Source organism: Cohnella terricola (assembly GCF_007786475.1).
In the GTDB taxonomy this organism is placed as follows: Bacteria; Bacillota; Bacilli; order Paenibacillales; family Paenibacillaceae; genus Cohnella; species Cohnella terricola.
Window position 1 is genome coordinate 19,621 of record NZ_VNJJ01000003.1, and the last position, 11,917, is coordinate 31,537.

Annotated in this window: 10 protein-coding genes and 1 riboswitch; of the genes, 8 read left to right on the forward strand and 2 right to left on the reverse strand. The window is 52.0% G+C overall.

Annotated elements, in window-relative coordinates; genetic code table 11:
- Nucleotides 1–65 precede the first annotated feature (65 nt).
- From FPZ45_RS25995 to FPZ45_RS05715, 5 genes are all read left to right on the forward strand, one after another.
- Nucleotides 66–392 carry an H-type small acid-soluble spore protein gene (locus tag FPZ45_RS25995; RefSeq protein ID WP_425456958.1) on the forward strand — a complete coding sequence of 109 codons (327 nt, stop codon included), beginning with the start codon at nt 66–68 and terminating at the stop codon, nt 390–392.
- 25 nt (nt 393–417) lie between these two features.
- Nucleotides 418–1,374 carry a VanW family protein gene (locus FPZ45_RS05700; RefSeq protein ID WP_144699337.1) on the forward strand — a complete coding sequence of 319 codons (957 nt, stop codon included), beginning with the start codon at nt 418–420 and terminating at the stop codon, nt 1,372–1,374.
- 161 nt (nt 1,375–1,535) lie between these two features.
- Nucleotides 1,536–3,215: a GAF domain-containing sensor histidine kinase gene (locus FPZ45_RS05705; RefSeq protein WP_144699339.1), complete on the forward strand. Its 1,680-nt coding sequence runs from the start codon at nt 1,536–1,538 to the stop codon at nt 3,213–3,215.
- The gene (locus FPZ45_RS05710) at nt 3,212–3,871 is read left to right on the forward strand and encodes a response regulator (protein WP_144699341.1); all 660 of its coding nucleotides are present in this window, start codon (nt 3,212–3,214) and stop codon (nt 3,869–3,871) included. Before FPZ45_RS05705 ends, FPZ45_RS05710 begins: the two co-directional genes overlap by 4 nt.
- Before the next feature lie 180 nt (nt 3,872–4,051).
- The gene (locus FPZ45_RS05715) at nt 4,052–4,675 is read left to right on the forward strand and encodes an FMN-dependent NADH-azoreductase (RefSeq protein ID WP_144699343.1); all 624 of its coding nucleotides are present in this window, start codon (nt 4,052–4,054) and stop codon (nt 4,673–4,675) included.
- 45 nt (nt 4,676–4,720) lie between these two features.
- On the opposite strand, the gene FPZ45_RS05720 is transcribed toward FPZ45_RS05715, so the two are convergent.
- Nucleotides 4,721–5,575, reverse strand: a complete 855-nt coding sequence (locus FPZ45_RS05720; protein ID WP_144699345.1) for a LysR family transcriptional regulator — start codon at nt 5,573–5,575, stop codon at nt 4,721–4,723.
- A gap of 129 nt (nt 5,576–5,704) precedes the next feature.
- Here FPZ45_RS05720 and FPZ45_RS05725 point away from each other — a divergent pair, with 129 nt between their 5' ends.
- The 3 genes from FPZ45_RS05725 (at nt 5,705) to FPZ45_RS05735 (ending at nt 10,034) form a co-directional block, all read left to right on the forward strand.
- Nucleotides 5,705–6,613 (forward strand): DMT family transporter, encoded by a 909-nt coding sequence (locus FPZ45_RS05725; RefSeq protein WP_144699347.1) that lies wholly within the window; start codon nt 5,705–5,707, stop codon nt 6,611–6,613.
- A gap of 251 nt (nt 6,614–6,864) precedes the next feature.
- On the forward strand, nt 6,865–8,832 hold the full coding sequence (locus FPZ45_RS05730) for an acyltransferase family protein (protein ID WP_246120339.1): 1,968 nt from the start codon (nt 6,865–6,867) through the stop codon (nt 8,830–8,832).
- 67 nt (nt 8,833–8,899) lie between these two features.
- A riboswitch (purine riboswitch) is annotated at nt 8,900–8,997 on the forward strand.
- An 83-nt stretch (nt 8,998–9,080) separates the two neighbouring features.
- Nucleotides 9,081–10,034, forward strand: coding sequence for an EamA family transporter (locus FPZ45_RS05735; RefSeq protein ID WP_144699349.1), 954 nt, complete (start codon nt 9,081–9,083; stop codon nt 10,032–10,034).
- 14 nt (nt 10,035–10,048) lie between these two features.
- Here the strand turns inward: FPZ45_RS05735 and FPZ45_RS05740 are convergent, their stop codons facing one another.
- A complete protein-coding gene (locus FPZ45_RS05740) occupies nt 10,049–11,722 on the reverse strand; it encodes a ribonuclease J (protein ID WP_144699351.1) in 1,674 nt (557 codons plus the stop codon).
- Nucleotides 11,723–11,917 lie beyond the last annotated feature (195 nt).

Sequence of the window (11,917 nt, forward strand, 5' to 3'; positions counted from 1 at the left end):
CCGATTCAGTCTTCATCTATTCTCAACGGACAAACCGATTTTTATGTAGGATAAGGGTCCAGCTTTTGGCGCAACGTAAATTAAGCGTGCGTCTGAAGGCGCATCCTGAAATATTCGATCCGAAAGACGGAGGTAAAATGATGAATACACAGAGGGCCGCCGAAATCGCCAATTCGCCAGTTATGGCCAATGTCACCTATCAAAATGCAAACGTATATATCCAACACGTTGATGAAGCTAACGAAACCGCCAGAATATACGCGCTTGACCGGCCAGACCAAGAATTTAGCGTGCCTCTAGGCATGCTCGTCGAGCAACGTTCGGATATCGAATCGCAAGAGGCGATTTATGTTTGCCCGACGTCGAACGAATCCGGGGAGCAGACTCTATGAAAAGCGCCGAATAGGAGGCGTCGACATGATTTGGAAATGGATGGCGGGGGTCATTCTGCTCGCGAAGCAGGCTGTAACGCCGGACAATTCACTCGATGTATGGCCCGGAAACTTGACGGTAACGTTGGAAGGCCAAACAATCGTCGATGCGAAACGGACCGATTACGAGTTTCCGTTACCGGGGACCCCAGTAGTTAATGACGTTAGATTAAAAGAAATGATTCAGCGTTTGGAGAAACAGGTCTATCGCGCTCCGGTCGACGCCACGCTTGACGGTTGGGGTTCTATCGTTCCCGAATCGGCAGGGTACAAGCTCGATTCGCGAGCTTTCGCTGATCAGTTTTATGGCTTTATGGTCGAGGGCGGACCTACTTTGATCGAAGTGCCTAGGCGTGTCTTATATCCGAGGGTCGATAGCGAATTGCTGACCATTATTAAGGAAAAAGTGATCGGGCACTATACAACATATTACAATTCAAGCAATAAGAATCGCTCGCACAATATCGATCTGGCTTCGAAAGCGATCAATAACCACTATGTATTTCCGGGAGAAACCTTCTCTTTTAATGCAATCGTAGGCGAACGTACGGTCCGAAAAGGTTACCAAATGGCCAAAGTTATCGTAAGAGGCGAAGTGTCGGAAGGTATTGGTGGAGGGATCTGCCAGATATCTTCGACGCTGTATAATGCAGTAGACCGCGCGGGATTGAAAATTGTCGAGCGATATTCCCATAGTCGCAACGTTCCTTACGTTCCGCCCGGTCGCGACGCGACGGTTAGTTGGGGCGGCCCCGATTTTATTTTTCAAAATCAATACGATCACCCGGTGCTGATTCGTTCATACTCCGGTGCGGGACAAACGTCGATTATGATCTATTCCTCGGACGAGATTCACAACAAACCCCGCGAGGTGCCGAGCGCTTCGAAAAAACTGCCGGAAGAAGTGATTGCTGACCGTAACGTCCACCAGATCGTGCCCTGAATGCAGAATCAAGAAGGGACTCCTTCAGAAAACCGAGGAGCGCCTTCTTTTTTCGTTCGAAAATGCTCGAATGTTGTCAGCGGTTTTTTCTTTCGTTATACTCAGGAATACGACTTCGCTTGAACGGCGGAAGAAGATAGATCCCGTGCGGGAGGCGGCCAATGACTAGGGAAATACGCGCGAACGAGTTGCGAGCGCTTAAGGAAATCGCGGAAATGTTGAATTCGGCTAACGAAATGGATCAGATGCTGAACGACGTTCTGAAGAAGCTTCTGCAGGTAACCGGGTTCACGACGGGCTGGATTTTTCTCGTGGACAACCGGCAAGGCAACGTATGCACCGCTTCGCAGAATCTGCCTTCCGCGCTCATGGCCGGCAATTACGCATTAGTCTGCGGCGAAGATTGCGCGTGCATCGAGAGCTACCGCCAGGATAAGCTGGACAACGCGGTTAACATCCTCGAATGCAAACGGATCAACTATGCGGTTGAACATAAGATTGGAGATACGGCAAATATATCGCACCATGCGACCGTTCCGCTATACGCTGGAAATGAAAGGTTCGGTCTGCTGAACGTCGCCGAAGCCGGCAAGGAGCGGTTCAATGAGGACGAGCTTGCGCTGCTCCAGGCGGTCGCCTTGCAGATCGGAACGGCGATCAAACGCATCCGTTTTTATCAGGCACAAGAAAGAAATGCGATTCTGTACGCCAAACTCGGGGACGCGATTCAGCGAATCAATTCCATTCTGGATATCGGCCAACTTCCGGTCAAAGCGGTCCGCATCATCGGAGATACCTTTAATTGGCCGAACGTATCGTTATTCATCATGAAGAACGACAAGTTGTCGCTTCGGGCACAATACAAGAACAACCGCGTGGATGAGAAATGGCAGGACATCGCGATGGAGGAAGCCGGTATTGTTCAGGCCGCTTACCGGGATAATCGACTCGTCATCGAAGCTCATGCCGGGGCGGCGTGCGCGGTGGTATTGGTCTCGCTCGGATTGCCCCCGGACGGTTCGGCGGCGGCCATACCGCTGCGGGCAAGAGGGCGTCCGTTCGGCGTGTTACTGATTAGCAGTCCGGGTCACAAGCAGTTCGAAGGATACCCGGAAGAGTTTATGTATTCGTTAGGTGATCATTTCACGCTGAGTTTTGAGAACTTGCGGTTATACGAGCAGCGCAGAGAACTGGCTTTAGTCGAAGAAAGAAACCGGATGGCGCGCGATATGCACGATTCGGTCATCCAAAAGGTATTCTCGCTTTCTTTCCTCGCCAAAGGAGCCGAAGCGATGCTGTCGGACAAGGATGCCGCGGTCGGGAAATCCTTGCAAGAGATCGGGTCGTTGTCCCAGGAAGTGCTGAAGGAGATGAGGGCGCTCATCTGGCAGCTTCGTCCGGCGGGACTGGAAAACGGCCTGCTGCCAGCTTTGAAGGAATACGGCCAAAGGATCAATCTGACCGTCTATGAGCAGGCCCGAGGAGTTATGGAGCTGCCCAGGGCGATCGAGGAAGCATTATGGAGGATCGGCCAGGAAGCGCTGAATAACGTGAAAAAGCATGCAGGCACGAATGCGGCTTATGTCCGGCTGACGAAGACGGAAACAGAAGCCAGCCTGGAAATATCGGATCGTGGAAATGGGTTTAACAGCGAGAAAAAAAAGGGAAAGCTGACGATGGGCATGATGTCGATGCGCGAAAGAGCGGAAGCTCTCGGCGGACAGATTACGATATCAAGTGGCAAAGGAATTCCTTCGACGGTCAAAGTGACGATTCCGATTCACGTCATCGAAGAGAAGTGCAACGAAGAAAAGCGAGCAGGGGAGAATAACGGAACGTGAAGATCAGATTGTTGCTGGCGGACGATCATCAAATCGTGCTTAAAGGAATATCTTTTTTCCTTGGTTTACAGCCCGATTTCGAGATCGTCGGAGAAGCCCACAACGGGCAAGAAGCGGTGGAGATGGCAACCAGCCTGAAGCCGGATATTGTATTGATGGATTTGAATATGCCTGTCATGGACGGCATCGAAGCAAGCAAGCTGATCACGGAGCGTCACCCGGAAGTCAAAGTGCTCGTGCTGACAAGCTTTTCCGACAGCAGTCACATCGTCCCCGCCTTACAGACGGGAGCGATCGGTTATATGCTGAAAGAGGTTGAGCCGGACCAATTGGTGGAAGCGATCAGGAGCGCTTATAAGGGCAATGTCCAATTGCACCCCGAGATTTCGAACGCGATCCTATCGCAGTTGTCACCGAACGGCAGCGAGGCTAAGAAGCTTCCGGATATCGAGGTGGCTAAGGCGCTGACGCGAAGAGAATTGGAAGTGCTCGAACAGTTGACCAAAGGGCTCAGCAACAAGGAAATCGCGCAGACGCTCGTCGTTGCCGAGAAGACGGTGAAGACGCACGTGAGCAGCATTTTGAGCAAGCTTAATCTTTCCGATCGAACCCAAGCCGCTTTGTTTGCCGTTCAACTGTTTCAGTCCGCTGAGTGAGCGCAAGGCGTGTCTTCACATAGGTCCACAGTCGTAAGACCGGTCCTCCGTCTTGGGAGGATTTTTTCTTGCGCGGATTTCAGCCTAATTACCGATGTGTCCTTTCATAATTCCGAGTATAGTTGTTCGTGTTCTTACTTTTAGTTATAAACTATACAAAAAGTGCGGAGGGAAACACATATGAGCAAAGTACTATTCGTCAAAGCCAACGACCGCGGCGATCAAGCGGTTAGCGTTAAGTTGTATGAAGCTTTCCTGGAAAGCTACAAGAAAAGCCATCCGGAAGACACGATCGTCGAACTTGATCTGTTCCAAGAAAACCTGCCTTATCTGAACGCCGATATGATCAATGGCGGCTACAAAGCGGCTAATGGAATCGAATTGACTCCGGTGGAACAAGCTGCTGTGGCAACAAAGCACAAATATTTGAACCAATTCCTTGAAGCGGACAAAGTCGTGTTCGGTTTCCCGCTTTGGAACTTTACGGTTCCTGCGGTTCTTCATACGTATATGGACTATCTTGCCGAAGCCGGCAAAACGTTCAAATATACGGCGCAAGGTCCTGTCGGCCTCGCCGGCGAGAAGAAAGTCGCCCTGCTTAACGCGCGCGGCGGCGTCTATTCCGAAGGTCCTGCGGCAGCTGCGGAAATGGCCTACAACTATATCCGTAACATGATGTCGTTCTTCGGCGTGACCCAAGTCGAAACGATCATCGTCGAAGGCCATAATCAAATGCAAGATAAAGCTCAAGACATTATCTCTCAAGGTTTGGAGAACGCAAGCAAAGTTGCAGCGGGCTTCTAATTGAGCGAACGAAAAGACCGGTCGGGTGTATGCCCGACCGGTTTTTTATCGTTTCTGAAGCAGTTCCAGAAATGCGAGCAGCGGTTTGCCGACGAACGAGTCCTTTCGCATAACGAATTCCGTCTTCATCTTCCGATATGGCTCGGGAAGAAAAAATGACTTAAGGGAGCCCTCGATTAATTGTTTATTGACTACGGAAACGGGCATTAGCGTGATGCCAAGACCTGCGGAGACGCCCCCGACGATCGCTTCGAGCGTTCCGAACTCCATCGTCAGCGCATCGGAATTGCCTGATGCAGCTAGCCATTCTTCTAAGATAACCCGGTAGGAACAGCCTTTGGTGAAGACTAGGATCGGTTTCGTTAAAGCTTCGGACAGATCGGCGACTGCTGGAGGGGTTACGATAGTCAATTCCTCTTCGAATGCCGGCACGGAACGGAGCTCTGGATGCGTATTAGTAAAACCGATAAATGCGCCGTCTAGTTCGTGGCGCAGTACTTTCTCAATCATCGCCTGCGTATGGCCTGCCGTTACAGATAATCTAACGTTAGGAAAGCGCTCATGATAGGCCGCAAGCAGCTTGGGAAGTCGCACAGCCGCGGCCGTCTGCGTAGATCCGATCGCGAGCGGTCCGCTCGGTTCCGTCGCCGAGGAGAGGGCGGTCGTCGCTTCCTCCAACAGCCCCACGATTTTGTCCGCGTACCCAAGCAGCATCTTTCCGCTCGATGTCAGCGTCATTCCCCGATTGTGGCGATAGAATAGCGCTGTTTCGAGATCCGCCTCCAATTGCCGAATTCGGGCCGTCACGTTCGATTGCACATAACCGAGCCGTTCTGCAGCTTTCGTGATCGTGCCTTCGCGTGCTACCGCGCGAAATATACGCATGTCCTGGCTTTCCATGGACAGATCATCCTATTCTAAATTTGGTATCACTTTATGTGATTTCTGATATCGATAACAATCATTATACATAAAATCAAGCTTTCGGTACACTGGGAACATTCCATAGATTCAAAGCGAGGGATAGGGATGAAATTGCTTAGGTATGCCTTTCTTGTTCTGATTACGACTTTTTTGATGGGGATCGCTTTTCCCATCGGAAAGCTGGGATTGGCTTATGCACCACCGTTTCTGCTGATGGGCATTCGATTCGTGCTGGCGGGCGGTTTGCTCGCGTTGGCGATTTCTCGGAAACAGCGGTCAAGGCCGCAAGGGAAGAAACAATGGGTTCAAGCAGCCGCAATAGGGGTTTGTCAAACTGCAGGCGTGATGGGCTGTGCGTATTTCAGCATGCAATGGATCAGCTCCGGTGAGTCGTCGATCCTCATTTCCATCAATCCGCTACTCGTCATTCTATTCGGTGCGGTGATGAACGGAACGCGCTACCGCGGGCGGCAATGGATTGGCGTGGCAGTCGGATTCATCGGCGTCATGGTCGCGTTCGGATTTCGGTTAGGCATGCAAGCGGGCACGTTGATCGGATTTGCCGGGGCTGTGTTCTTCGCTTTGGCTACTCTGCTTACGAAGCGTTGGGGCGGCGGATTCGACAAGCTCACGCTGGCAGCTTACCAGATGTTGGCTGGCGGTATCGTCCTGCTTGCATTAAGCGCGATAACTGAGCATCCGTCGTTCCAAGTGAACTTCGAATCGGTAACGGCGTTGCTATGTTTGATCATCTTATGTTCGATCGTGCAGTTCTCGCTGTGGTATAAACTTCTAAGTCAAGGGGACCCCGGCAAAACGAGCTCCTATTTGTTTCTCATGCCGATCTTCGGCGTGCTGACGAGCTGGGCGCTCTTGGGAGAGCAAGTGAACCAGGCCGTTTATATCGGGGGAGCCATCGTTTGTATCGGAATTTTCCTCGTGAACTGGGAAACTAAAAGCGATAAAAAGGGCATGGCGAGTATCCCGAGAGCCGTCAAACCGATCGCCAAATGATGGAAGAATGGACGGCGCGATTAAGCGCCAAATGAGGTGTTTGATGAGTTGTAATGAAGAAAAATCCGCGCTGGACGCGGATTTTTTCATTTCCCCGGTTCTAGTTGCGCGTGTTAATTAATAAGGTTAATTATCGAAGTTTAACGAAATGAATTGAAAAGGATTTTAGGGGACAACTAACTTTTCTTCAGGTTCATCCGTCTAGCCTTAAGCAAGGCAAACAGACCTGAACAGAAGAAGGAATGAACAGCATGAAAAACATCCAGAGAACTCTCTCCAACACGATCAAGGAGGCTGCTCCGATGCCCGAACGCAAGCTCCTCGACAGGCGTTACATGCCTGGTCTTGACGGTTTGAGAGCCATTTCCGTGTTGGCCGTAATCGCGTACCACTTTAATCTGCAATTGGCGCCGGGAGGTCTGCTTGGCGTCGGGATCTTTTTCGTCCTATCCGGTTATTTGATTACGGATCAGTTGATGTCGGAGTGGCAAGACAATCGCAAAATCGATCTTGCCCATTTCTGGACGAGGCGCGCGCGCAGGCTGCTGCCCGCCATGTTCTCCATGCTTGCTCTTACAGCCGTTTGGTTGCTTCTGTTCGATCCGTCCCGATTGGCTTCAATCAGGGGCGATTTCGCTTCGGCCGTGCTGTACTTTAACAATTGGTGGCTAATTTTTCACAAGGTGTCCTATTTCGAGAGCTTCGGACCGCCGTCACCGATCGGCCATCTGTGGTCGCTCGCCATCGAAGAACAGTTTTACTTGTTATGGCCTTTGCTCCTCGCGATCGGGATGCGTTTTGCCGCTCGCAGAGGGAAGTTAATCTTGTTCATGCTAGGCGGCGCTGCGTTATCGGCATTGGCGATGGGACTGCTCTACGTGCCGGGGCTTGATCCAAGCCGCGTATATTACGGCACAGATACGCGAGTGTTCGCGCTGCTCATCGGGGCGGCGCTGGCCGTTGCCTGGCCGAGTCGGAAGCTTGCGGATGGCGTAAAGCGCGGATCGCGTGCGATGATGGATCTGATCGGAACGGTCTGTTTAATCGCGATTTTATGGATGATCGCGCAGGTAGATGAATACGGTAGTTTTCTCTATTATGGAGGTTTAGTTCTGTTGTCCGTTCTTTCCGCTGCGGTGATCGCCGTTCTCGCGCATCCGGGAACGCGCCTATCCGCATGGCTTGGCGTTAAGCCACTGAGATGGATCGGCGTAAGATCGTATGGACTGTACATTTGGCATTATCCTGTTATCGCGTTATCGACGCCATCCGTCGACACCGAAGGCGTGAGCGTGCTTCGAATTGTTATACAATTGGCTGTTAGCTTCATACTGGCCGCGCTCTCTTGGAAATATATCGAAGAGCCGATTCGCCGGGGCGCGTTAAGCCGCGTGTGGCAACGAGTACGTACAATCCCTGCGGGAAAGAGACGGGTGGTGTGGCTTGCAGCCATATGTCCGATCGTTCTGCTCGCGATATCCTGCAATAACGGCGCAGGCCATTCCGTGACGACAGCCAAAGCCTCGACGGGCACGGCTGTCCAGGACAGCGTGTTGCGTCCGGGTTCTAGCAGCGGACTAACGCAGACCGGCAAGTCGGACGGTGCCAAGAATGCAGCGGGTCACAACCGTCCGAACACACAGGGTACAATGGATCCGATAAAAGATAAGCCCATTAAAGAGACGTCCGTTGGCAATGGGCAGAAGGGGACCATACCTCCGAAAGAAGCTAAACCTGAAGACGAGGCGGGGAAGGGGATTACGGCAATCGGCGATTCCGTTATTCTCGATGCGCAGCCCTTTTTGGAGAAATTGCTTCCAGGTATCGTCGTCGACGGCAAAATCGGCAGGCAAATGTCGCAAGCGACGGATGTCGTCGAGTCGCTCAAAGCCGGCGGCAAGCTTGGCGATTGCATTATTATCGAGTTGGGCACGAACGGTTCGTTTAATTCCAAGCAATTGCGCAAATTGCTCGATTCGCTATCCGATGCCAAAGAAATATGGCTCGTTAATACGAGAGTCCCGCGCAAATGGCAGGATACCGTAAACGCGGCGCTCGAGAAGGCTGCCGGAGATTACGATAACGTTAAGCTGATCGACTGGTTCTCCGCAAGCAAAGGCAAGATTTCCTTTTTCTACAAGGATGGCGTTCATTTGAAACCAAGCGGAGCGGATTATTACGCCAAATTGCTCAAGAAAGAACTGGGTGTCCGAAAATAGCTGGTCCAAGTTGGCCCATTGACAACCGTCGGCAATCGCTGTATGATTCAACCTGTTGCATGTTTTAACCCGAAATATCTTACTCATTCGTATAACCTCGCGATCAGGGCGAGGGTTTCTACGGGAAGCCTTAACTTCCTTGCTACGGATATCGGATCTGTTGTCGGTCAACGGTTCCATATTCGCAGCAAGGAAGTTTTTTATTTTTTCGGACGGATGGAAGCAATCGAAGGAGGACATCAAAGAGAATGAAATACAGAGTTACGGTGTTTCTAGGCGCTGTCTGCTATGGCATTTTGTCGACAATCGTGAAGAAAGCGTACGGCCAAGGATATACGCTCGGCGAAGTCGTAGGCAGCCAAATGTTGACGGGTTTTGTGTTGGCTTGGGCGCTCGTCTATTTCATAAAATGGAGAGCCGGACGTAAAGGTTACAAAGCGGCGGTATATAAACAACCGACATGGAAGCATCGCGTTATTTTGATGCTTGCAGGCATGCCGACCGCCATAACGGGTTTGTTGTATTATCAATCACTGAAATACATTCCGAATTCGCTGGCCATTTTATTGCTTTTCCAATTTACTTGGATCGGCGTACTGATCCATGCGATCGGCCAGCGCCGGCGGCCAAACGGTATTATGCTAGGCACGCTGGTCGTCTTGCTCATCGGAACGGTGATGGCTGCGGGTATACTCGAACAAGGGATGTCTGAATTCGACTGGAGAGGCGTCGTCTTCGGTTTGCTCTCGGCGATTAGTTATTCGTTGTTTATTTTGCTCAGCGGCAAAGCGGTGCCTGGCGTCCATCCGGCCAAACGGAGCGGATGGATGATCACGGGGGGAATGATTCTTGTATTCGTCTTGTTCCCGCCGACGTTTCTGTTCGATGGAACGCTATTCGGCGGATTGCTGCCGTTCGGATTCGCGCTTGGCTTGTTCGGTGCGTTCCTGCCCCCGGTATTGTTCGCGATCGGAGTACCGCATATCGGCGAAGGCATTGCCGGCATATTGGGAGCGGCGGAGCTGCCCGTCGCAGTGCTGCTTTCCTCGGCCGTGCTTCATGAACATGTCAGCGCGCTTCAATGGACAGGGGTGCTTGTCGTTCTGATCGGGGTCGCGTTACCCGAACTGATCGCACGGAGAAAGCTTTCTGGCGTTCTGCGCCTTCGTCAAGAGCAAGCCGCCGTTTCCGACTCGAATTGAGTCGGACGGCGGCTTTAAATTTGGATAATAATCGGGAGAATCATCGGTCTTCGCTTCGTCTTCATCCAGAGGAATTTGCCGACCTCGTCTTTGATCGACTGCTTGTATTGGCTCCATTGATTCGCCTTTTCTTCCAGCAGCTTTATCGTGGACGCCGTCGCGATCCGGTTGACTTCCTCGAGCAATCCTTCCGACTCCCGCACGTAGACGAACCCTCGCGAGATCGTATCGGGACCGGAAATGATTTTGTTTTCCGTCCGGCTGAGCGTGATGACAACGATTAATATGCCGTCTTCGGACATATGCTTGCGGTCGCGCAGCACGACATTACCGACGTCGCCGATTCCAAGACCGTCAACAAGCGTATTGCCGGTCGGAATTTTTCGGGTTTGGCGAGCAACCCCGTCGCTTATGTCGACGACATCGCCGTTCTTAACGATAAAGATGTCGTCGAAGTCGACGCCAACGGATTCCGCGAGCGAACGATGTTGGCTTAACATGCGGTATTCGCCGTGGATCGGGATGAAATATTTCGGCTTCATCAGCGTAAGCATCAGCTTTAATTCGTCCTGACTGGCATGCCCGGAGACGTGCATTCCCGTGACCGATCCCGAGCCGTAGATGACGTTGGCTCCCAGTTCGTACAAGTTATCGACGATGCGAGCAACGTTCCTTTCGTTGCCGGGAATCGGCGTGGCAGCAAGGATTACGGTGTCTCCTCGAAGCACCTCTACCTGGCGATGGCTGGAAGCGGCAAGCCGGGAGAGGGCAGCCATCGGCTCGCCTTGCGAACCCGTACACAGCACGACGATCTCGTGCGGCGGAAACCGGTGAACGTCGGCAGGATCGATAAGCATATCGTCCGGCAGTTGAAGATAACCAAGCTCGGAAGAAACATCGACGACGTTGACCATACTTCTGCCTAGCAGAGCAAGCTTGCGATTCACTTTCCGGGCGGCATCGACGATTTGTTGCAGCCGATGCACGTTGGAGGCGAACGTCGAGATGAATATTTTCTGCGTCGCTTTGGCGAAAGCTTCCTCGATATGCTCGCCCACCAGCCGTTCGGACGGGGTGAAGCCGGGCCGTTCGGCGTTGGTACTCTCGGATAGGAGGGCAAGCACGCCCTTCTGGCCGATCGCTGCCATTTTGTGAATGTCGGGATAATGCTCGTTCACCGGGGTCAGATCGAATTTGAAATCGCCGGTATGCACGACCGTGCCTTCCGGCGTATGAAAAGCGATGCCGAGACAGTCGGGGATGCTATGGTTCGTTCGAAAGAAGCTTACCTTGAACTTCCCAAGCCTGAGAAGCGATTCAGGAGTTATCGTCTTGAGGTGCGTTTGGCCGAGCAAGTTATGCTCCCGCAGTTTGACCTCGATCAAGCCTAAGGTCAGGCGTGTTGCATAGATGGGCATATTTAGCTGTTTGAGAATGTACGGAATGCCGCCGATGTGATCTTCATGTCCGTGCGTGATGATCAGGGCTCTGACCTTATTCCTGTTTTCAAGCAAATATGTAATTTCAGGGACGATCACGTCGATGCCCAGCAAGCTCTCGTCGGGAAATTTGGAACCGCAATCGATAACGACGATATCGTCCGCGTATTGAATGACATACATATTTTTGCCGATTTCATTAGCGCCGCCTAGGGCGACGATCGACAGCGCGTTCTCCTCCGTGCTCAAAGACCGAACCCTCCGTTTACGATAGGAATAAGTGCAGTATTGCCTTGTAAGCCTTTGTTCATCCGCATGTTAGGCGGGTGTCGGGGATAGGTGGCGGAGAATGAAGGGGATGAGGAGTAAGATCTGCCGGCGCGAAGGCCAAAAAAGTGCCTTGGAGGGAGACTACTTGCGCGGGATTGTGAACTGTCGTGAAAA